Origin of the sequence: Streptomyces sp. XY431, from assembly GCF_001279805.1 — a bacterium.
Taxonomy (GTDB): domain Bacteria; phylum Actinomycetota; class Actinomycetes; order Streptomycetales; family Streptomycetaceae; genus Kitasatospora; species Kitasatospora purpeofusca.
The window spans coordinates 62392-82166 of record NZ_LGDO01000036.1 but is presented as its reverse complement, the minus strand read 5'-3'; the positions used below and the strand labels follow the sequence as shown (position 1 = coordinate 82166).

Below are 19775 nucleotides of genomic sequence, written 5' to 3'. Positions count from 1 at the left end.
ACGGGCGCCGCAGCGTCGGGTGGGCACCCCTTGATCTCGTCAGAGCTTTGGCACGCCACGGCGTAGCACCCGGGATGGTCCCGAGGGGTGCAGCCACTTGGGGTCACCCCTTAGGCCGGGGAGACCTGTCCTGACCCTGGGCGTCTCTCGACGTCGTGGGGTCAGTGGCCTGTGTCCATGGCGACGCCTCACCGAACGAGGTGCCTTCACAACCTCTCCGAGTCTAGTACCCGGTCGAGGGGTGGTTCGACCAGGGGTGCGACCAGGACTCGGCGCGGAGCGCGCGACGGTCGGTGCGCGGGGCCCGCGGAGGGCTTGTGCGGGTGCTCCGCGCTCCGGGTGCACTCCGGCGCGCGCCGGTCCGAGGAGACGTCAATTCGCTTGTTGGAGCCGGTGGTTCACCTCCTTCCGGTGCGGACGCGGGCATCCGCGGCGGCGCATTCGCTCCCCTACCCTTCGTGACATGGCTTCCTTGGAGACCGGCCCCGGACGGGGCACGGCGGTGGTGATCGGCGGCGGTCTGGCGGGAACGCTGGCCGCCTGGGCGCTGCGCGGTGCCGCCGAGCGGATCGTGGTGGTGGAGCGGGACCGGTACCCGGACGGCCCGGAGTTCCGGGCGGGGCTGCCGCAGGGGCGGCATCCGCATCTGCTCCTGGAGGCCGGGCACCGGGTGCTGGAGGAGCTGATGCCCGGCACCCGGGAGGAGCTGCGGGCGGCGGGCGCCGTACGGGTCGCTCTTTCGGGTGATCTGCGGTGGCTGAGCGCGGCCGGGTGGATGGCCGAGTACCCGGCCGAGCTGGCGTTCTACTCCTGCACCCGGCCGGTGCTGGACACCGTGGTGCTGGAGCGGGTCAGGACCGAGCCGTCGATCGAGTTCCTGGAGGGCACGGAGGCGGTGGGGCTGACCGGCTCGGCGGCCGCGGTGACCGGGGTCCGGGTCCGGGAGCGCGGGCACGGCGCCGACCGGAGCGCCGTCCGGGAGCTGCCCGCCGAGCTGGTGGTCGAGGCGACCGGCCGGACGTCGGCGATGGCGGACTGGCTGCGGGAGCTCGGCTGCCCGCCGCCGCCCGAGGATCGGGTGGACGCGGGCATCGTCTACGCGAGCCGCATCTTCCGGCGCCCGGCCGACGCCCCCGCCGACTGGTCGGCGCTGTATCTGCAGTGCAAGGCGCCGGACACGCCGTACCTGGGGGTGCTGCTGCCGGTCGAGGGCGATCGCTGGATCGTGAGTGTCGGCGGGATGCGCGGGGGCGAGCCGGCACCGGGCGAGGCCGGGTTCGCCCGGCAGCTGGGGCTGCTGCGCGATCCGCGGATGCGGGAGGCCCTGGAGGGCGCGGAGCCGCTCGGCGCGGTACGCGGCTTCATCCCCGGTCCGGGGGTGCGGCGGCACTACGAGCAGCGCGCGCCGGAGGGGCTGGTGGTGGTCGGGGATGCCACCTGCACCTTCAACCCGGTCTACGGGCAGGGCATTTCGGTGGCGGCGCTGGAGGCCGGGGAGCTGCGGCGGGCCGCGCTGCGGCACGGCGGGATCGGGCCCGCGACGGCCCGGGCGGCCCGGCGGGCGGTGGCGGCGGTGTCGAAGAACGCCTGGGCGATGTCCTCAGCGGAGGACGTGCGCTTCGCGGCGACCACGGGCGGGCCGTCCGGGGCGCTGCTGCGCGCCCGGCACCGCTTCCTGGACCGGGTGCTGGCCGGCGCGGCGAGCGACCCGCGGGTGACGGCGGTGTTCCACGAGGTGATGTCGCTGGTCGCCCCGCCGACGGCGCTGTTCCGCCCCGCCGTCCTCTCGGCGGTGCTGCGCAGCGGCTGAGCGTCAAGCAGGGGCGAGCGGGAACAGGCAGGGAACGGGTGCCGGTCAGACCGTCGGCCCGAGGTGGGCGGCGACGTACGGCACGGCGACCGCCTCCAGCGCGCCGGGCGAGCCGAACGCCGGGTGGACGTTGACCTCGAAGACCGCCCCGCCGCTTTCCCCCGCGAGGTCGACCGCCGCGAACGGCAGCCCCACCGAGCGGGTGGCCGCGACCGCCAGCTCCGCCAGCCCGGCGGGCAGCGCCTCGACCGGCAGCGGGGTGGAGACGGCGCCCCGGGCGAGGTTGCAGGGCTCGTCCGGGTCGTCCTGCACGTGTTCGACGGCGCGGAGCGCCCGGCCGTCGAGCACGGTCACCCGGTACTGGTGGCGCCGGCCGTCCGCGGTGAAGTTGCGGGCGTCGGCGGCGAGCAGCCAGGCGGTACCGGCCTCGACGTAGCGCTCGGCCGCCTCGGCGAGCTGGGCGCGGGTGGTGACGTGGAAGACGTCCTGCCCGCTCATGCCGAGGGCCGGGCGGGCCCAGACGTCGCCGCCGAGCCGTTCGAACACCTCGGCGGCCTCGGCCCGGGTGGGCCGCTCGAGCGTGACCGTGGGCATCTGGCGGACGCCGTCCCGGGTGAAGCACTCGACGGTGAGGCGCTTGTCGGTGGCGGCCCGCCAGCCGTCGGCGGCGGTGCCGAGCGAGCGGACCCGGTGTTCGCGCAGGAGCCGCTGGCAGTCGGCGAGTTCGTGGCGGCGGTGCGGCGGTATCTCGTACAGGAGCACCGTCCTGGCGGTCAGCGCGAGACCCTCGGCCGGGACTTCGAGGGCGACCCCGTCGCCGGTGCCCCGCACCCGTCCGCCACCGGCGGGACCGGCCGCGCCGCCGGTCATGAAGTGCCGCGCGTCGAGCAGGAACGGCGCCTGCCCGGTCAGCCGCCGCACCGCGGTGGCCAGTGTCTCCCGGCTGCCTTCGGTCGAGCTGTGATCGGTCATCAGAACGAGCTCGCTGCGCCCCATGACCCCATGGAACATGTCGCGAACATGCCCAGGCAAGGGGTTCCCGGAACTTGCCCGGGGAAGGTGCCCCGGGAGGATTCGCGTGTGCCCGAACGGTGCCGCGCGTTAACCGCGGCGCCATGTCGACGCCCCGCGGCGCCGCGCCGACGGACCCAGCACCACACCACCCCGGGGAAAAACCGGTTGGCGGGCCGGGGCGGCCGCTGCTAGATTCCCGGTGGCCGTGCGAGAGAACGAGGAGGTGGTACCCGTGAACGCAGTATCGACATGGGTGCTCCCTTCCGGAGTCATGGTCGGGCGATAGGTCGTCCGGGAGCGCCTTCAAGAGCACTCCCGAAAGGCACGACCATGCGATTCACCTCCGAGCAGCGCCTCGACGACGGCGTCCTCGAACGCGAATTCACCCTCGACGGGATCCCCGGCATCCTCTGGACGCCCGCGTCCGCGTCGCCCTCCGCTCCGGTACCGCTGATCCTGCTCGGCCACCCCGGCGGACTGCAGCGGATGTACCCCCGACTGCTGGACCGGGCCCGGCAGTCCGCCGCGGACGGCTTCGCCGCGGCCACCGTCGAACTCCCCGGCAGCGGCGACCGGCCCCGTTCCGCCGTCACCGAGCAGGCCCGCGCCGATCTGCGCCGGGCCATGGCGGCCGGCGAACCGGTCGGCCCCGAGATCGTGGACCGGCTCGTCCTCCCGCTGGTCGAGCAGGCCGTCCCGGAGTGGCGGGCGGCCCTGGACGCCCTCCTCGCACTGCCCGGGATCGGCGGCCCGGTCGGGTACTCGGGGGGAGTGATCGCCATCGGCACCCGACTGGCGCTCGTCGAGCCGCGCATCGCGGCCGCCGTCCTGTTCGCGGGGAGTTTCGTGCCCGCCGCCACGGTCGAGGAGGCCCGCCGGGTCACCGTTCCGCTGCACGTCCTGCTGCAGTGGGACGACGAGGGGAACGACCGGCAGGCGTCCCTGGACCTCTTCGACGCGTTCGGCTCCGCGGAGAAGACGCTGAACGCCAATCTCGGCGGGCACACCGGCGTCCCGCAGTTCGCGGGGGACGCCGCAGCGCAGTTCTTCGGCCGGCACCTGAGGTGAGGCCGGGCCTTCGGGCCGCCGGCGGACGCTGAGCGTCGCCCTGCCGCCGTGGTCGACCACGGCGGCAGGGCGCGCTCTCAGGGCTTGCGGGCCTCGACCAGGAACCGGGCGGAGTGGGCGACGAACGGCCCCTCCGCCCGGATCCGGGCGTCCAGTTCGCGCAGCCGCTCCCGGTGGGCGTCGACGGTGAACCCCGGCACCATCCAGATCACCTTGCGCAGGAACCACACCACCGCGCCGATGTCCCGGAACTCGATCCGCAGCCGCTCCGAGCGCAGGTCGACCACGTCGAGACCGGCGGCCCGGGCGGCGTCCGCGTCGTCCTCCGGCCGCCGGGCCAGGCGCGCCTCCGGCTGCGGCCCGAGGAAGTACTCGACCAGCTCGAACACCGAGGCCGGCCCCACGTGCTGGGCCAGGTAGCTGCCGCCGGGGCGCAGCACCCGGGCGATCTCGGACCACCACACGGTCACCGGATGACGGCTGGTCACCAGGTCGAAGGAGCCGTCGGCGAAGGGCAGCGGCGGCTCGTCCGGGTCGGCCACCACGGCCGCGCCGAGCGGGTGCAGCAGTGCCGCCGCCTTGGCCACGTTCGGCGGCCACGACTCGGTGGCGACCATCGTCCGCGGGAAGCTCCCGGCGACCCCCGCCAGCACCTCGCCGCCCCCGGTCTGCACGTCCAGCGCCGCCGACGCGTGCGCCAGCCGCTCGCCGAGCAGCCGTTGGTACCCCCAGGACGGGCGCTCCTCGCTCGCCCGGCCGTCCAGCCAGGAGAAGTCCCAGCCGTCGACCGACGCCCCGGCCGCCTCGGCCACCAATTCCTCGAACATTCGCTCCATGCCGTTCATCCTCCCCCACCGCCCACCGGTCCGCCGCCGCGGCAGAGCCCCCCGGAGGGGGTCGGGGCGGGTCAGTCCCCGGTGGTGCCGTCGAGCAGTTCGCGCAGGATGTCGAGGTGACCGTTGTGGCGGGCGGTCTCCTCGGTGAGGTGGAGAAGGATCCAGCGCAGGTCCACGTGGAGACCGTTGCGGATCGGCCGCTTCGCCCGGTCGGCCAGGTCGCTCGCGGCGACCAGTTCGCGGTAGCGGGCGCTCTGTTCGGCGTACTCGTCGAGCAGCTGCGCCAGCGGGAAGTCGACACCGATCCGCATTTCGCGGTCCGGGTCCTCGTCCGTCCAGGGGCCCTGGTCCTCCTCACCGAGGAAGACCACCTGGAACCAGTGGTACTCGACCCAGCGGAGGTGGTTCACCAGCCCGCTCAGGGTCATCAGCGGTGAACCCGGCAGGAGTGCCTTGCGCGCGTTCTCCGGGGAGACGCCCTCGCACTTGGCGCGGGTGGTGTCACGGGCGTAGTCGAGGAAGGTGGTCAGCTGCGTGCGCTCGTCCCAGGCGGGAGGCGTGTCGTCGATTCTGGTCATCGTGGGACAGCATCCCCATTCGCACGACCGCTGTCGACATGTTTACGGACGGGTCGATTCCGGAGCGTGCCCGGCGGCGGCATCGCCGGCCGCGGCGCGGTGACCTGCGGCGTGCCGACTGGCGGCCGTCCAGGCGGCGGTGACGGCCCGGTGGGCGCGGGCGGTCGCCTCGGCGGTGTCGGCGGAGAGGTGGAGCGGGGCGCCGAGGTGGACGAACAGGCCGGGGCGGCGGACCGGGGCGGTGGCGAGGCCGGCGAGCTGCTTCGCCGTCCCGCCCGAGGTGAGGCGGCGGGAGCCGGCCTGGCCGAGCGGGACGACGGGTGCGCCGGTGGCGTGGGCGAGGCGGGCCAGGCCGCTGCGGAAGGAGCCGGGCGGCAGTTCGCCGGAGTCCCGGCGGCGCGGCAGCCCGCCCTCGCCGTAGATCAGCACGACCCGCCCGGCCGCCAGCGCCTCGGCCGCCGCGTCGAGCGACTCCGCGGCCCGCGCGGTGCCCCGGTGGACGGCGATGTGCCCCTCGTGGCGCAGCAGTGTCCCGAGCAGGGGGATCCGCCACAGGCCGGCGGTGGCCAGCACGACCGGCCGGGCACCGAGCCGGTGCAGGGCGGCGAGCACCACGACGGGGTCGGCGAGCGAGGTGTGGTTGGCCGCGACGATGCTTCCCGGTGCGACGGTGGGGGCCGCTTGGGCCGCTTCCGAGGTGGCGGTAGTGGTGGGAGCGGCGGCGGGGGCCGGGTCGGCGGTGATGCGGAGGCGGCCGAAGGCGGGCAGCAGGAGGGCAGCGGTGCGGCTCAGCATGGCGTGGGGTGCGTCCTCGGTGACGGCGGGAGCGGGGTGCTGTCCGTCAGTCTGCTCGGGTGCGCCGGACGGCGCCTGAGTACCCGTACTCAAGCCGGGCCGGGTGCTCCGGGGAGCCGTGGGCCGCCCCCGCGCCGACCGCTCGGCGCGCGCCCTGCGCCGACCTCGTCTAGGCTCGGTCGGATGAGGCGACTGGACGTCATCGACCAGGCACTGTTCCATCGAATCGCCGTGTCCGAGCGCCCCTTCGGGGCCGGGTCACGGGTCGGCCCCTGGCTGCGCCGGGCCAGTCACGCCGCCGACCACGGGAAACTGTGGTTCGGCACGGCCGCCGTGCTCGGGGCCATCGGCGGGCGGAGCGGACGGCGGGCGGCACTGCGCGGGATCAGCGCGCTGGCGCTCGCCTCGTACACCGCCAATGTGGCCGCCAAACAGCTCACCCGGCGCCCGCGGCCCGCGCTCGACCACATTCCCGCCGCCCGTCGGCTGCTGCGCCAGCCGATCACCACCTCCTTCCCCTCGGGGCACTCGGCCTCGGCGGCGGCCTTCGCGACGGCGGTGGCGATCGAGTCCCCGGCGGCGGCGGCCGTGGTGGCGCCGGTCGCGCTGGCCGTGGGTGTCTCCCGGGTGTACACCGGCGCGCACCACCCGAGCGATGTCCTGGCCGGCTTCGCGCTGGGCTCGGCCCTCGCCGCGCTGACGCTGCGCTGGTGGCCCCGCTCCTCGCACCTGCGGCCCACCGCCGGGCCCGCGCGCCGCTCCGCTCCGGCGCTGCCCGAGGGGCAGGGCCTGTCGGTGGTGGTCAACTCGGGCTCCGGCAGCGGCGCGTTGACGACCTACGGCCCCGAGGAGACGGTCACCGTGCTGCGCGACCTGCTGCCCCGCGCCGAGGTCCGCCTCTGCGGGCCCGACGACGACCTGCCCGCCCTCCTCGCCGAGGCCGCCGACCGGGCCTCGGCCGCGGGCGGGGCGCTCGGGGTCTGCGGCGGCGACGGCAGCGTCAATCTGGCGGCCGGGCTGGCCGTGGAGCGGGACCTGCCGCTGGCGGTGTTCCCCGGCGGCACGCTCAACCACTTCGCGGTGGATCTCGGCATCGAGGACTTCGAGGCGACGGCGACGGCCGTGACCGCCGGCAGCGCGTGCGGGGTGGACCTCGGGCTGGCCGCCGACGGTACCGGGCAGCGGTACTTCCTCAACACCTTCAGCCTCGGTGTCTACCCCGAACTGGTCCAGCTGCGGGAGTCGTTGGAGGGCCGGATGGGCAAGTGGCCGGCCCTCGCGGTGGCCACCGCGAAGGTGCTGGTGAACGGTGAGCCGGTCACCGTCCGGGCCGGCGGGCGGGACCGGCGACTGTGGCTGCTGTTCGCCGGGAACGGCGCCTACGACCCGCCGGGCTTCGCCCCGACCCACCGGACCGGACTCGCCGACGGCCTGCTGGACGTCCGGGTGGTCGACGCGGGCCAGCCGCTCGCCAGGACCAGGCTCGCCGCCGCGTTCCTGTCCGGCACCCTCGCCCGGTCCCGGGTGTACCACGCGGCCCGGCTCCGGGCGCTCGACCTGGAGGGGCTGGGCGACGCCGACCGGATGGCGGTCGACGGGGAGTCGGTGCCCGCGGCGGGCCCGCTCCGGCTGGCCAAGTCCGGGCGGGCGTTGACGGTCTACCGGCCCGCCGAGGGCTGAGCACCGGCGCCGACGGCGACGCCCGCCGTCCCCGGGCGTGCCCGGTCGGCGTGCCCGGTCGGCCTGCCCAGTCGGCGTGCCCGGTCGGCGCGCTCAGCCGGTGTGCAGGACCCGGAAGCGGCCGGGGTCCGCCGGGTCCCGATCGGCCACCTGGACCGGGGCCCAGGCCCACTGCCACACACCGATGCCCGGCGCGCGGGAGAACCGTACCGACCCCCGGGTGCCCTCGACCTCGACCGACGGCCAGGCATCGGCGAGCCGGGCCCGGTCGGCGCCGTGCGAGCGCAGCATCCCGGCGAGCACGGTGACGGTGTCGTAGCCCTCGAAGGCGACGAAGGAGGGCTCCTCGCCCAACTGCTCGCGCAGCGCCGCCCCGACGCGGGCGCCGAGCGGGCCGAGGTGTTCGGGCAGGTAGCGCAGGAACGGTACCCCGGCGCCGTCCTGGCCCAGCAGCGTCGCCCAGTCGGCGAGTTCCGGCTGGCCGGCCGGAGCGCCGATCAGGATCCCGGCGAGGCGCCGGTCCCGGCGGACGGCCCGGACGATCGGCACCGCCGGGTCGGGGTGGCCGGCCAGGAGCACGAGGGCGGTCGCACCGTCGGCGGCGAGCTCCCCGCAGACGCCCTCGGGGGTGAGGGTGCGCAGGTCGAGTTCGACGAGGGTGCCGCCGCTTGCCGTGATCCGGTCCCGGAGGATGGCGGTCCCGGAGGCCCAGTAGACGCTCGGGTCGGCCGCCACGGCGATCCGGCGGTGGCCCGCGCCGAGGAGGAAGTCCGCGTAGACGCGCCACCCGTGCGACTGTGCCGGGGCGAGCCGGGCGACGCGTTCGGCCGGCCCGTCGGCGAGCGCGTCGAGCACCGCGGAGGAGCACAGGAAGGGCAGGCCGAGGGCCTCGGCCCGGGCGGCCGCGGCGCGCGCGACCACGCTGTGGTACTCCCCCGCCAGGGCGGCCACCCCCAGACCGGCCAGTTCGTCCACGGCCGCCTCGGCCCGCCCGGGATCGGCGGCGGTGTCGCGGACCACCAGCTCGACGGGCCGGCCGGCGATCCCCCCGGCGTCGTTGACCTCGCGCGCGGCCAGGTCGAGTCCGGCGAGCAGGTGCCGGCCCGCCGCGACCCAGCCGGGGCGGGTCAGCGGCACGAGGGCCCCGATCCGGACCGACGCTCCGTCGGCGGGCGCCGCCCCGGGCGGCCGGGGCGGCCGGTGCGGCCGGTGCGGCTCGTTCGGCCCGCGCGGGTCCGGTGCTGTGTTCATGCGGTGCTCTCTCCCCGTGATCATTTCAGCGGTTCATGATCAGGACGCGCAGCCTACCCAGGCGCGGGCCGGTGGAGGCCGCCGCGCCCCACGACGCAACCGCCCCGGCGACACGCAACTCACCCCGTTCAGGTGACATTCCCCCCTTTTGCACCGGACCGGTCCCTAGGGTTCGAAGCACCGTTTGTCCACGAAGGGATTTACGTCATGTACCGCACTGTCCGTACGTTCGCCGTCCTCATCGCCGCCGTCGGCGCCATTTCCATCCCCACCCAGGCCTTCGCCGACGACGAGGTGACCGTGCACACGACCACCATCACCGTGATCGGCACCGGCAACCAGCTCGCCGGCGGCGAGATCACCAACGTCGGCGGTGATGCCATCATCGGATCCTTCGACGGCATCGACGTCCACTGACCCTGACCCTTCTGTCCCCCGGTTCCACCACGGAACCGCACCGCCCGCGCCAGTCCCCGGCGCGGGCGGTGCCGTGTCCCCCCGCGCCCGGCCCCCGCTCAGGCTCAGGTCTCGCGCTGCGGCCGGTACTCCGCCTCGGTCGTGCCGAAGGTCCAGGCCACGCCGGCCCGGGCGGTCCTGGTGTCCGGCGGCACCCGCAGCCAGTAGGTGCGGAAGGTGCCGTCCGGCTCGGCGGTCGAGTTGACCACCTCGACCATCACCACCGGCTCGTCGTCCGGCAGTTGGATCCGCCAGAGCACACCGGTCGCGTCCCGGTGCAGCGGCTCGGCGCCGGAGTCGGCGAGGTAGCGCTCGTAGCCGTAGTGCTCCAGCAGCACGCGGCGCAGCTCGGCGTTCTCCTCGGTGCGGATCCGCTCGACGGTGACGGTGCCGAGCCCGGCCAGGAACTCGGCGGGGACGGGCATGCCCCGCCAGGCGTGGAGGGCGAAGCCGTCGGAGTATTCGAGGGCCGGTCCGTCGGCGCGGTCCAGCCGGCCGGCCTCGTCGCGGTGCAGGGCGATCGGGCGCTCGCTGATCAGCACCGTGTCCGCGTAGGGCCACCACCAGCCGGTGGTACGTGCCACCTCGGCCAGCGCGGCGATCCCCTCGCCGGCGGCAGCCACCGCGCCCGGCGCACCGTCCGGCGCCGCGCCCAGCACTCCGGCGGCCTCGAAGGCGGCGAACCAGGGCGCGTCGTGCTGGCCCCGCACGGCGTCGAGCAGCGCGAGCCTGGCGGCGGTGCGGCGCTCGCGGGCCACCCCGGCATCCCCCGGCGGGACGTCCTCGGCGGCCGGGTCGGGGGCGAGCCGGTCGAGCAGGGCGCCGCGGATCCGGTCGGCGAGCGCGTTGGTCACCGGGCCGAGCTCGCCGCCGGTCAGCGCCCAGAGCGGTGGCCAGCCGACCGCGCCGGTCCGCTCGACCGCCTGTCGGCGGACCGCGTCCCACGGCAGGGTCCTGACCGCCTCCCGGACGGTCGAGGCCCCGGCCGCGCGCAGCTCCAGGGCCGCCTCCGCCGCCGCCAGCGGCGAGCCGAACCACCTGATGTCGGCCGGTTCGGCCAGGCCGGCGGCCCGGTACGCGGCCCGCACCGCCCGCTCGACGCCGGCCCGGTCGGCCGGGCCGGTGGCAGCGGCGGTCGCCCGCCAACGAGCCGTCACCTCGGCGGTCACCTCGGCGGTCACCACAGCCGTCACCTCGGCCGACGCCGCCGCATCGGCCGCCGCCACGGCCGCTGTCGCCTGTCCGGTCCCCATCCCCATCACCCTCTCCGTTCCCGACCGGGCACCCCGCCCGGCCGTAGTGCGGACGCCGTACGCCCGCCCCGCCTCGTCGTGCTTCCCCACCTCGTGCGCCGCCCGGCGCGCACCCGCGCGCGGGCCGCCGTCAGTCGGCGACGATCCGCACCGCGCCCGGCGCGTACTCGCGCTGACGGACCACCCGGAACCAGCCCTTGGGCAGCGGTATCGCCGCGTGCTCCTCGTGCACCACCCGGCCGCCCTCCGGCAGGTGCAGCCACGCCACCCCGAACGGACCCGCCTCGCGCCGCAGCTCCCCCGGCCCGACCACGGCGTGCGCGTGCCCGGTCACCTCGCCCAGCGCCAGCACCAGCCGCCCCCGCGCGTCCCTGGGCTGCCCGGCCAGCGAGGCCACCCGGGACGGGACGGCCTCCTTCTCCACCGGCACCAGCAGCACGTCACCCTGACGGAACATCAGCTCTCCCTCGCCGAATCGACGACGCATCGGATTCCCACACCACGGACCATAGGGCAGGGGTCCGACAACGGCCCCGGTGCCCGAGTGACCTCGGTGGAACACCGGGGCTGCCGGGACTGATGGTCCGTGACGGTCGCTAGTCTGTGCGACCGTCGGCCTGCGGGGCCGACCAGCATATGCACCACCAGCACATGTACCAGCAGGGGGATCTGTCACCATGTCGTCTCGTCGTACCGCCCTGGCCGCCGCCGCCGCAGCCACCGCCGTCCTGACCCTCGCCGCCTGCGGCCCCGACGACGGTTCCGGGACCGGGGCCGCGCCCGCCGGTCCGTCCGCGGCCGCCGGTTCGTCCGCGGCCCAGCCGTCCGCCGGTGCACCGGGGGGTGCCTGCGCCACGCCGAAGCCCAACGGCAACCGCCGGGTGATCCACCCGGTCAAGCAGCCGCGCCAGGACACCGTGACCTACCAGGAGACCGGCTACACCTGCACGGTCAACGACGGGAAGTGGGAGCCGGCCGGGCCCCAGAAGAACCTGATGTTCGCCCCGGAGGTCAAAGCCCAGCTCCAGCCCGCGTCCGGCCAGTACAGGACCGTGGTGGTCGGCGAGCTGTGGAACCACATCGGGGCGTGCCTGGACCGCACCCCCGACGCGGGCGTGTGCAGTTCCGGTCTGAACTACGAGATCGCGCTGGACGGCGAGGGCAGGATCAACGAGATCCGGGAGCTGTACGCCTCCTGAGCCTCTGCCACCGCCCGGCCGCGTCGGCCCGGTTCAGCCCGGCGTACCCCACGCGGCTGGCGCGGCCGGGCGTCGGCGCCCTCAGGTGCACCAGAAGAGGAACGGTGTGCAGGTGGGCGTCGGCCGCGGGGTGGGCGTGCCGGACGGCGTGCCGGTAGCAGTCGCGGTGGCGGTACCCGTACCGGTCCCCGAGGGCGTGCCGCCGGCCGACGGGGGCGGGCCCGGCGCCGAGGGCGGTGCCGTCGGCGGGGCGGTGCTCGGAACCGCCGGGACGGGCGCCGCCGGAGCGGGCACTCCCTGGCCCGGCAAGCCTCCGGTGGCCGACGCCGTGGCCCCACCGTCCTTGCCCGCCGAGGGCGACGGAGCGGCGGGGCCGGACCCCGAGGGCGACCCGGAGGCGGGTGCGGACGCCGTCCTGCTCGCGGGAGGCCGGGTGGTCGACGGGACCGGGGCCGGGGCCGTCACCGCCGGAGCGGTGGACACCGTCGGCCCCGGGGCCGAACCGCTTCCCGGTGCCCCGGTGGTGGCCGGGACCGGCGCCGCCGCCTCGGCCGGCACGCCTTCGGAGCCGTTCGCCACCAGCGTCGCCGCCCCGAGCCCCAGCACCGCCGCACCGAGCACGGACACCACGATCCGCCCCGGCCGCCGCCGCGTCCGCCGGATCCGTCGCGTACGCCCCGCCGTCCGCCGGGAGCCCGGACCACCGGGGCCCGGGCCGCCACCGGGCGCGGCCGGTCCCGCCGGTTCCGGCAGCGGACGCGCGGACGCCCCGGCCTGGGAGCCGGGCGGCGCGGGTCGGTCCGGGCCGGTCGCGGGCGCCCCGCAACCGGGGCAGGCCAGAGCGCCGTTCAGATGACGGCGGCAGGGAGCGCAGTAGTTCATAGGATCTTTCCCGTGCTGCCGGACAGCAGACTCACACCGGTCGCCGTCCTTCGCCGCCGGCCGCGCACATCGTCGTGCACATGCGGAGCCTAGGCAGCGCGACCGCGGGGGTGCCATGCCTCCCTGTGAGGCTTCTGGAGAGATGCCGTGTCAGTCGACCGCACACCACCCACCGGTCGCCCACGGCCCGCCGCTTCCCCCAGGACAGCCCGGGGAGCGATCCGGAGGCGACCCGGCCGGGGGATTGTCGGTCCGGGCTGGTAGACAGTTGTTCGGCCCGCACCGACGCCCCAGGAGCAGCGCATGACGGTCAACAAGCACATCGAGGACTTCCACGGCCTGCCGGTCTTCGACTTCGTCACGGCCGTCGACGCGGGCGGCGAGCTGCCTGAACCGGGCGCGGTCGCCTGGAAGATCGGCATCGAGTTCGACTCCGAGCAGGACTGGCCCGCCCGTTGGGGGCAGTTCCTCGACCGGGTGGACACCGGCTCGGTCACGGCCGTGGTGGTCGGCGAGTGGTCGTGCGACGGCCCGGTGAGCTTCGCCGGACCGCTGGCCGCCCTCCTGGGGGCGGCCGATCGGCTGCCCGCGCTGCGCGGGCTGTTCATCGGCGACATCACGTACGAGGAGAACGAGATCTCCTGGATCGAGATGGTCGACGTGACACCGGTGCTGACGACCTTCCCGCTGCTCACCGAGCTGGTGGTGCGCGGTGCCTCCGGCGAGTACGCGGAGGGCACCGGCGTGGCACTCCAGCCGCTGCGGCACGAGCACCTGCGGGCGCTGCGCTTCGAGTCGGGCGGCCTCCCGGGGGAGGTGCCGCGGGCGGTCGCGGCGAGCGAGCTGCCCGCGCTGGAGCGGCTGGAGTTCTGGCTCGGCGTGCAGGCGTACGGCGGCACGACCCGCCCGGCCGATCTGGACCCGTTCCTGGACGGCGGCCGGTTCCCCGCGCTGCGCCACCTCGGCCTGCAGAACAGCGAGTTCCAGGACGAGATCGCCGCCGCCCTCGCGCACGCCCCCGTGGTGGCCCGGCTGGAGTCGCTGAACCTGTCGATGGGCGTGTTCACCGACGAGGGCGCGACGGCGCTGCTGGACGGCCAGCCGCTGACCCACCTCAAGCACCTCGACCTGCACCACCACTACCTCAGCCAGGGCATGCAGCAGCGACTGCGCGAGGCCCTGACGGGGGTCGAGCTCGACCTCTCCGAGGCCGGCAAGCCCGACGATCAGTGGCAGTACGTGGCGGTGGCCGAGTAGTCCGCCCGCCCGGGGCGCGTCCTCCAGCGGCCGCCCCGGCCACCCCGTCCGACCGTTCCCGCACTCGCCGAAGTCGCCGCAATCGCCGCTCAGGGGGCACCCGTGATCATCACCAGCACCGTCGACCGCTTCCTCCACCTGCCGGTCGTCGACTTCTCGGTCGACAAGCCCCACCGGGGCAACCGGGGTGACCGGATCGAGCTCCCGGAGCCGGGCACCGTCGCCTGGCGGCTCGCCGTGGCGTACGGCGCGGAGGGCGGTTTCGACGTCCTCTGGTCCGCCTTCCTGGAGGCGGTCGACCCGGCCACCGTCCGCGGGCTGCTCCTCGGCCCCTGGTGGACCCAGGACTACACCCCGGTGTCCGAGGCGCTCACCAGGATCGTCGCCGACGCCGACCGGTTCCCCGCCCTGGAGGGCCTGGTCATCGGCGACGTCTGGTACGAGGACTGCGAGATCTCCTGGCTGGAGATGTCCGACGTCACCCCGGCCCTGACGGCGTTCCCCGGGCTGACCGACCTCGTGGTGCGCGGCGGCAACGGGCTGGGGCTCGAACCCTTCCGGCACGAGCGGCTGACCCGCCTGCGGATCGAGACCGGCGGGCTGCCGGCCGAGGTGGTCCGGGGCGTCGCCGCGAGTGAACTTCCCGCCCTGGAGAGCCTGGAGCTGTGGTTCGGCGTCGACGAGTACGGCGGCGACGCGACGATCGACGACGTCGCGCCGCTGCTGACCGGCACCCGGCTGCCGGCGCTGCGCCACCTCGGCCTGCAGAACAGCGAGTTCCAGGACGAGATCGCCGCCGCCGTCGCGCACGCCCCCGTGGTGGCGCAGCTGAGCACGCTGAGCCTGTCCATGGGCGTGCTGAGCGACGAGGGCGCGGCCGCGCTGCTGGACGGCCAGCCGCTCACCCACCTCAAGAGCCTCGACCTGCACCACCACTACCTCAGCGAGGCCATGCAGGAGCGGGTCAGGGAGGCCCTGCCGGGCGTGGGCGTCGACCTCTCCGACGCCGAGGAGGAGGACGAGGACGAGTGGCGCTACGTCGAGGTCTCCGAGTAGGCGCGGGCCGATGCTGACGACCCCGCGGGCCATCGGCCCGGCTCCGGACCGGGCGGTCCACCGGCTTCCGCCGGACGGGCGGCTGACCGTGCTCGGCAATCCCGGCCACCGCCGGGTGGCCCTGTTCGCGGCCGCCGCCCGGGCCGCCGGGCTGCCCGAGCCCGCCGTCCTGCCCTGGATCGATCTGCTGCGCGGCACCCACCGGCTGTCGCCGGGCACCGTACTGCGGATCGAGTCCCCGGGCGAGGACGAAGCGGTGGACGCGCTGCTGCGCGGCCCGGTGCTCGGCGCGGAGTACGCGGCGACCCGGGTCGAGGGCGGCGCGGCCTGGTACGCCGGGGTGACGGCCGCGCTGCGCACGCTGGCCGCGACGCCGGGGGTCGGGCTGCTCGGTGATCCGGAGGAGATCGCCGTGATGTTCGACAAGCGGCGGACGCACGCCCTGCTGTCGGCGGCCGGGGTCCCGGTGCCGCGCGCCCTGGAGGGCGGCGCCGTCACCGGCTGGGAGGACCTCAGGGCGCGGTTGGACGCCGCCGGGCTGCGCCGGGTCTTCGTCAAACCGTCCCACGGCTCCTCCGCTTCGGGCGTGGTGGCGCTGGAGTTCGGGCCGCGCGGCCAGCTGCGGGCCACCACCTCGGTGGAGCTCGCCGACGGCCGGATGCACAATTCGCTGCGGGTCCGCCGCTACCAGGAGGAACGGCAGGTGGCGGAGCTGGTCGACCGGCTCGCCCCGGACGGCCTGCACGTCGAGCAGTGGGTGCCGAAGGCCTCCCAGTCGGGCCGCTCGGCCGACCTGCGGGTCGTGGTGGTCGCCGGGCGGGCGACCCATGCGGTGGTCCGCACCAGCGACCGGCCGATGACCAACCTCCACCTCGGCGGTGCCCGGGGCAGCCTGGAGCTGGCCCGGGAGGCCGCCGGACCGGCCTGGCCGGACCTCCTGGAGACGGCGGAGCGGGCGGCCGCCTGCTTCCCGAGGTCGCTGATGGTCGGCGTCGACGTCCTGCCGACCGCCGCCTGGCGGCGCACGGTGGTCGGCGAGGTCAACGCCTTCGGGGACTTGCTGCCCCGGCTCACCGGCCTGGCGGGCGGGCCGGCGGAGGGCCTCGACACCTACGCCGCCCAGCTCGCCGCGCTCGGCGCCGTCCCGCCGGCGGCCGCACCGCCCGGTGCGCCGGACCCGGCGACGCACTCGACATACCCGACTCACCCGAACCACCCACCTACGGAACAGCCCTGATGAGCCACCGCACCGCCGCCACCGACCCGACCACGGACGCCGACCCGACCTCGGCCCCGGGCAGCTCCCCGGCTCCCGCCGAACCCGACATGAACGCCGTGGTGGGCAGCCACGACCTGTTGCTGATCACCCTGGACACCCTGCGCTTCGACGTCGCCGAGGAACTGGCCGCCGCCGGGCGGATCCCGCACCTGGCCGCCCACCTGCCCGGCGGGCGCTGGGAGCGGCGGCACTCCCCCGGCAGCTTCACCTACGCCGCCCACCAGGCGATCCTGGCCGGCTTCCTGCCGACCCCGGCCTCGCCCGGCGGGCCGCACCCGCGGCTGTTCGCCGCCCGGTTCGCCGGGTCGGAGAGCACCGCGCCGCGCACCTGGGTGTTCGACGCCCCCGACCTGCCGGGTGCGCTCGCCGCCGCCGGCTACCGGACGGTCTGCATCGGCGGCGTCGGCTTCTTCAACAAGCAGGGCCCGCTGGGCTCGGTGCTGCCGGGGCTGTTCCAGGAGAGCCACTGGGCGCCCGAGATGGGCGTCCCCTCGCCGACGTCCTTCGAGGCACAGGTCGACCGGGCCGAGCGGGTGGCGGCCGAGCAGCCCGACGGGCAGCCGCTGTTCCTGTTCGTCAACGTCCCGGCACTGCACCAGCCGAACTGGTTCCACCTGCCCGGCGCGACCCGCGAGCACGGCGACAGCAGGGAGAGCCACGCCGCCGCGCTGGAGTACGTGGACGCCCACATCGGCCGACTGTTCGCGGCGATGAGCGCGCGGCGGCCGTGCTTCGCGATCGTCTGCTCGGACCACGGCACGGCCTACGGGGAGGACGGCTACACCGGCCACCGGATCGGCCACGAGGTGGTCTGGACGGTGCCGTACGCCCACTTCACGCTGCCCGCGACGACCGCACCGGCCGTGCCGGCCTCGTCGGCCTCGTCGGCCACAGCGGCTGGGCCCACCTCGTCCGCCGTACCCGCCCCGACCGCCGAGGAGACCGTATGACCACCGCCCCCGCCGCGCCGGCCGTCCTCCCGGACGGGTCCGCGGGCTCCTCCCCGTACCAGTCGTACGTGTACGCCTACCCGCACAAGACGGCGTACCGCGAGCTGCCGGACCGTCCGCCGCTGCGCGAGCTGTGGGCGGGCGAGTCCCAGCACGCGCTCTCGCTCTACCTGCACATCCCGTTCTGCGAAGTGCGCTGCGGCTTCTGCAACCTGTTCACCCGGATCGGCGGCCCGGAGGGGCTGACCACCGCCTATCTGGACGCGCTCGACCGGCAGGCGGGTGCCGTCCGGGCGGCGCTGGACGAGGCGGCCGGGTTCGCGCTGGCCGCGTTCGGCGGCGGCACCCCGACCTATCTGAGCGCCGCCGAGCTGGAGCGGCTCTGCGACATCGCCGAGCACCGGATGGGTGCCGACCTGCGGGCGATCCCGCTCTCGGTCGAGGCCTCCCCCGCCACGGCCACCGCCGACCGCCTCGCCGTACTGGCCGAGCGCGGCACCACCCGGCTGAGCCTGGGGGTGCAGTCCTTCGTCGACGCCGAGGCGCGCTCGGCCGTCCGGCCGCAGAAGCGCGCCGAGGTCGAGGCCGCGCTGGGCCGGATCCGGGACGCCGGGTTCCCGGTCCTCAACATCGACCTCATCTACGGCATCGACGGCCAGACGGAGGCGAGTTGGCTCCGCTCGCTGGACGCCGCACTCGCCTGGCGGCCCGAGGAGCTGTACCTGTACCCGCTGTACGTCCGGCCGTTGACCGGCCTGGCCCGGCGCGGGGAGGCGGAGAGCCCCGCCCAGTGGGACACCCGGCGGCTCGCGCTCTACCGGGCCGGCCGCGACCACCTGCTCGCCCAGGGCTACGAGCAGGTGTCGATGCGGATGTTCCGCCGGTCGGCCGCGCCGCAGGCCGGGGTGAGCGAGTACGCCTGCCAGACGGACGGCATGGTGGGCCTCGGCTGCGGCGCCCGCTCCTACACCTCCCGTCTGCACTACTCCTTCGACTACGCGGTGGACGCGACGGAGGTGCGCCGCATCATCGACGACTACGTGGCGACCCCGGGGTTCGACCGCGCGGTGGTCGGCCGGGCGATGACTCCGCCGGAGGCCCGGCGCCGGCACCTCGTGCAGTCGCTGCTCCAGGCGGAGGGGCTGGCGCTCGCCGACTACCGGAACCGCTTCGGCAGCACCCCGGCCGAGGACTTCCCGGCCGAGTTCGCCTCCTTCGCCGCCCGCGGCTGGCTGGCCGAGGACGCCCATGGCACGGGCGGCGCGGGCGGTGCAGGCGGCGCGGCCACCGGTCCGGCGGATCGCGCCGAGCGGCTCAGGCTCTCGCCCGAGGGCCTGGCGCACTCGGACGCGGTCGGCCCGATGCTGTTCTCGCCCGAGGTCCGCGCGCTGATGGCGGAGTACGAGGCGAAATGACCTTCCTCGGCATGCCCGCGCCCGGGCCCGTACCGACCCCGAGGCCCGCCCCGTCCCCGACGCACACCCCGCCCCCGACGCCCGGGCCGCTCGACCTCCGTCTGCTCTACCGGGGCCCGCTGGCCTCCTGCGACTACGACTGCCCGTACTGCCCGTTCGCCAAGCGGCGCGACACGCCCGATCAACTTCGCTCCGACCGGGCCGCGTTGGAGCGGTTCACCGGCTGGGTGGCCGGACGCGCCGGGTCCGGGGACACCCTCTCGGTGCTGTTCACCCCCTGGGGCGAGGGTCTGGTGCGGTCCTGGTACCGGCGGGCCATGGTCGGGTTGAGCCGGCTGCCGCACGTGCGGCGGGTCGCGATCCAGAGCAACCTCAGCTGCCGCACCGGTTGGCTGGCCGAGGCGGACCTCGACACCCTCGCGCTCTGGGTCACCTACCACCCCGGCCAGGTCGAGCACGAGCGCTTCCTCGCCAAGTGCCGCGAGCTGGACGCGCTCGGCGTCCGGTACAGCGTCGGCGTGGTGGGGCAGCCGGAGCACCTCGCGGCGGCCCGGCGGCTGCGCGCCGAGCTGTCCCCGGCGGTCTACCTGTGGATCAACGCCGCCGAAGGCCGGACCTACACCGACGCCGAGGCGGCCGACTGGACCGCCCTCGATCCGCACTTCGGGTACAGCCGGCACGCCCACCCCAGCGCCGGCCGGGCCTGCCGCACCGGCGAGTCCGTGGTCTCCGTGGACGGCGACGGCACGGTCCGCCGCTGTCACTTCGTGCCCGAGGAGCTGGGCAACCTCTACGACGGCTCCTACCGGGCCCGGCTCGGCCCACGGACCTGCCCGCTACCGGTCTGCGACTGCCACATCGGCTATGTGCACCTGGAGACGCTGCCGCTGTACGACGTCTTCGCGGGCGGTGTGCTGGAGCGGATCCCGCACACCCGGTGACGCCACCGGCACGCTGCGGGGTACCTGGGCCCCGACCGGGCTCCGGCCTGGCCGG

General features: G+C 75.5%; 19 protein-coding genes and 1 riboswitch. Of the genes, 11 read left to right on the top strand and 8 right to left on the bottom strand.

Going from position 1 to position 19775, the window contains the following annotated elements:
- Positions 1-20 precede the first annotated feature (20 nt).
- A riboswitch (M-box (ykoK) riboswitch) is annotated at positions 21-207 on the bottom strand.
- A gap of 256 nt (positions 208-463) precedes the next feature.
- On the top strand, positions 464-1810 hold the full coding sequence (locus ADK60_RS06230; protein ID WP_053643893.1) for an NAD(P)/FAD-dependent oxidoreductase: 1347 nt from the start codon (positions 464-466) through the stop codon (positions 1808-1810).
- 45 nt (positions 1811-1855) lie between these two features.
- Here ADK60_RS06230 and ADK60_RS06225 read toward each other — a convergent pair whose 3' ends face one another.
- Entirely contained in the window at positions 1856-2806 is a 951-nt protein-coding gene (locus ADK60_RS06225) for an ATP-grasp domain-containing protein (protein ID WP_053643891.1), read from the bottom strand.
- A 348-nt stretch (positions 2807-3154) separates the two neighbouring features.
- Here ADK60_RS06225 and ADK60_RS06220 point away from each other — a divergent pair, with 348 nt between their 5' ends.
- Entirely contained in the window at positions 3155-3892 is a 738-nt protein-coding gene (locus tag ADK60_RS06220) for a dienelactone hydrolase family protein (protein ID WP_053643889.1), read from the top strand.
- A gap of 77 nt (positions 3893-3969) precedes the next feature.
- Here the strand turns inward: ADK60_RS06220 and ADK60_RS06215 are convergent, their stop codons facing one another.
- The 3 genes from ADK60_RS06215 to ADK60_RS06205 all read right to left on the bottom strand — a co-directional run bounded on the left by ADK60_RS06215 (position 3970) and on the right by ADK60_RS06205 (position 6101).
- Positions 3970-4728: a class I SAM-dependent methyltransferase gene (locus tag ADK60_RS06215; RefSeq protein WP_053643887.1), complete on the bottom strand. Its 759-nt coding sequence runs from the start codon at positions 4726-4728 to the stop codon at positions 3970-3972.
- 71 nt (positions 4729-4799) lie between these two features.
- On the bottom strand, positions 4800-5306 hold the full coding sequence (locus ADK60_RS06210) for a DinB family protein (protein ID WP_053643885.1): 507 nt from the start codon (positions 5304-5306) through the stop codon (positions 4800-4802).
- Between the two features lie 42 nt (positions 5307-5348).
- Positions 5349-6101: a lysophospholipid acyltransferase family protein gene (locus ADK60_RS06205; protein WP_053643883.1), complete on the bottom strand. Its 753-nt coding sequence runs from the start codon at positions 6099-6101 to the stop codon at positions 5349-5351.
- A 183-nt stretch (positions 6102-6284) separates the two neighbouring features.
- Between ADK60_RS06205 and ADK60_RS06200 the strand changes: the two genes are divergently transcribed.
- Positions 6285-7781 (top strand): bifunctional phosphatase PAP2/diacylglycerol kinase family protein, encoded by a 1497-nt coding sequence (locus ADK60_RS06200; RefSeq protein WP_053643881.1) that lies wholly within the window; start codon positions 6285-6287, stop codon positions 7779-7781.
- Positions 7782-7874: 93 nt separating this feature from the next.
- Here the strand turns inward: ADK60_RS06200 and ADK60_RS06195 are convergent, their stop codons facing one another.
- A complete protein-coding gene (locus ADK60_RS06195; RefSeq protein WP_053643879.1) occupies positions 7875-9032 on the bottom strand; it encodes an ABC transporter substrate-binding protein in 1158 nt (385 codons plus the stop codon).
- Positions 9033-9239: 207 nt separating this feature from the next.
- Here ADK60_RS06195 and ADK60_RS06190 point away from each other — a divergent pair, with 207 nt between their 5' ends.
- Complete coding sequence (locus tag ADK60_RS06190) at positions 9240-9449, top strand: hypothetical protein (RefSeq protein WP_045940296.1); 210 nt, start codon at positions 9240-9242, stop codon at positions 9447-9449.
- 104 nt (positions 9450-9553) lie between these two features.
- On the opposite strand, the gene ADK60_RS06185 is transcribed toward ADK60_RS06190, so the two are convergent.
- Both ADK60_RS06185 and ADK60_RS06180 read right to left on the bottom strand, forming a co-directional pair.
- Positions 9554-10741, bottom strand: a complete 1188-nt coding sequence (locus ADK60_RS06185) for a DUF6745 domain-containing protein (protein WP_234370961.1) — start codon at positions 10739-10741, stop codon at positions 9554-9556.
- Positions 10742-10871: 130 nt separating this feature from the next.
- Entirely contained in the window at positions 10872-11198 is a 327-nt protein-coding gene (locus ADK60_RS06180) for a DUF8820 family protein (protein ID WP_045940287.1), read from the bottom strand.
- Positions 11199-11418: 220 nt separating this feature from the next.
- Here ADK60_RS06180 and ADK60_RS06175 point away from each other — a divergent pair, with 220 nt between their 5' ends.
- Complete coding sequence (locus tag ADK60_RS06175; RefSeq protein ID WP_053643877.1) at positions 11419-11940, top strand: hypothetical protein; 522 nt, start codon at positions 11419-11421, stop codon at positions 11938-11940.
- Positions 11941-12021: 81 nt separating this feature from the next.
- On the opposite strand, the gene ADK60_RS48320 is transcribed toward ADK60_RS06175, so the two are convergent.
- A complete protein-coding gene (locus ADK60_RS48320) occupies positions 12022-12822 on the bottom strand; it encodes an SCO2400 family protein (protein WP_502687399.1) in 801 nt (266 codons plus the stop codon).
- 303 nt (positions 12823-13125) lie between these two features.
- Between ADK60_RS48320 and ADK60_RS06165 the strand changes: the two genes are divergently transcribed.
- The 6 genes from ADK60_RS06165 to ADK60_RS06140 all read left to right on the top strand — a co-directional run bounded on the left by ADK60_RS06165 (position 13126) and on the right by ADK60_RS06140 (position 19720).
- Positions 13126-14079 (top strand): STM4015 family protein, encoded by a 954-nt coding sequence (locus tag ADK60_RS06165; RefSeq protein WP_053643873.1) that lies wholly within the window; start codon positions 13126-13128, stop codon positions 14077-14079.
- Positions 14080-14181: 102 nt separating this feature from the next.
- On the top strand, positions 14182-15135 hold the full coding sequence (locus tag ADK60_RS06160; RefSeq protein ID WP_502687398.1) for an STM4015 family protein: 954 nt from the start codon (positions 14182-14184) through the stop codon (positions 15133-15135).
- A 10-nt stretch (positions 15136-15145) separates the two neighbouring features.
- The gene (locus ADK60_RS06155) at positions 15146-16372 is read left to right on the top strand and encodes an STM4014 family protein (protein WP_053643871.1); all 1227 of its coding nucleotides are present in this window, start codon (positions 15146-15148) and stop codon (positions 16370-16372) included.
- A gap of 89 nt (positions 16373-16461) precedes the next feature.
- Complete coding sequence (locus ADK60_RS06150) at positions 16462-17364, top strand: STM4013/SEN3800 family hydrolase (RefSeq protein ID WP_199839608.1); 903 nt, start codon at positions 16462-16464, stop codon at positions 17362-17364.
- On the top strand, positions 17361-18779 hold the full coding sequence (locus ADK60_RS06145; RefSeq protein ID WP_053643869.1) for an STM4012 family radical SAM protein: 1419 nt from the start codon (positions 17361-17363) through the stop codon (positions 18777-18779). Before ADK60_RS06150 ends, ADK60_RS06145 begins: the two co-directional genes overlap by 4 nt.
- Positions 18776-19720, top strand: coding sequence for an STM4011 family radical SAM protein (locus ADK60_RS06140; RefSeq protein ID WP_079008093.1), 945 nt, complete (start codon positions 18776-18778; stop codon positions 19718-19720). The genes ADK60_RS06145 and ADK60_RS06140 overlap by 4 nt, the downstream gene beginning before the upstream one ends.
- Positions 19721-19775 lie beyond the last annotated feature (55 nt).

Excerpts from the sequence above, each read along its gene's own strand:
- ADK60_RS06230 (WP_053643893.1), top strand. The coding sequence starts at position 464 with ATGGCTTCCTTGGAGACCGGCCCCGGACGGGGCACGGCGGTGGTGATC.
- ADK60_RS06225 (WP_053643891.1), bottom strand. The coding sequence starts at position 2,806 with ATGGGGCGCAGCGAGCTCGTTCTGATGACCGATCACAGCTCGACCGAA.
- ADK60_RS06220 (WP_053643889.1), top strand. The coding sequence starts at position 3,155 with ATGCGATTCACCTCCGAGCAGCGCCTCGACGACGGCGTCCTCGAACGC.
- ADK60_RS06215 (WP_053643887.1), bottom strand. The coding sequence starts at position 4,728 with ATGGAGCGAATGTTCGAGGAATTGGTGGCCGAGGCGGCCGGGGCGTCG.
- ADK60_RS06210 (WP_053643885.1), bottom strand. The coding sequence starts at position 5,306 with ATGACCAGAATCGACGACACGCCTCCCGCCTGGGACGAGCGCACGCAG.
- ADK60_RS06205 (WP_053643883.1), bottom strand. The coding sequence starts at position 6,101 with ATGCTGAGCCGCACCGCTGCCCTCCTGCTGCCCGCCTTCGGCCGCCTC.
- ADK60_RS06200 (WP_053643881.1), top strand. The coding sequence starts at position 6,285 with ATGAGGCGACTGGACGTCATCGACCAGGCACTGTTCCATCGAATCGCC.
- ADK60_RS06195 (WP_053643879.1), bottom strand. The coding sequence starts at position 9,032 with ATGAACACAGCACCGGACCCGCGCGGGCCGAACGAGCCGCACCGGCCG.
- ADK60_RS06190 (WP_045940296.1), top strand. The coding sequence starts at position 9,240 with ATGTACCGCACTGTCCGTACGTTCGCCGTCCTCATCGCCGCCGTCGGC.
- ADK60_RS06185 (WP_234370961.1), bottom strand. The coding sequence starts at position 10,741 with ATGGGGACCGGACAGGCGACAGCGGCCGTGGCGGCGGCCGATGCGGCG.
- ADK60_RS06180 (WP_045940287.1), bottom strand. The coding sequence starts at position 11,198 with ATGTTCCGTCAGGGTGACGTGCTGCTGGTGCCGGTGGAGAAGGAGGCC.
- ADK60_RS06175 (WP_053643877.1), top strand. The coding sequence starts at position 11,419 with ATGTCGTCTCGTCGTACCGCCCTGGCCGCCGCCGCCGCAGCCACCGCC.
- ADK60_RS48320 (WP_502687399.1), bottom strand. The coding sequence starts at position 12,822 with ATGAACTACTGCGCTCCCTGCCGCCGTCATCTGAACGGCGCTCTGGCC.
- ADK60_RS06165 (WP_053643873.1), top strand. The coding sequence starts at position 13,126 with ATGACGGTCAACAAGCACATCGAGGACTTCCACGGCCTGCCGGTCTTC.
- ADK60_RS06155 (WP_053643871.1), top strand. The coding sequence starts at position 15,146 with ATGCTGACGACCCCGCGGGCCATCGGCCCGGCTCCGGACCGGGCGGTC.
- ADK60_RS06150 (WP_199839608.1), top strand. The coding sequence starts at position 16,462 with ATGAACGCCGTGGTGGGCAGCCACGACCTGTTGCTGATCACCCTGGAC.
- ADK60_RS06145 (WP_053643869.1), top strand. The coding sequence starts at position 17,361 with ATGACCACCGCCCCCGCCGCGCCGGCCGTCCTCCCGGACGGGTCCGCG.
- ADK60_RS06140 (WP_079008093.1), top strand. The coding sequence starts at position 18,776 with ATGACCTTCCTCGGCATGCCCGCGCCCGGGCCCGTACCGACCCCGAGG.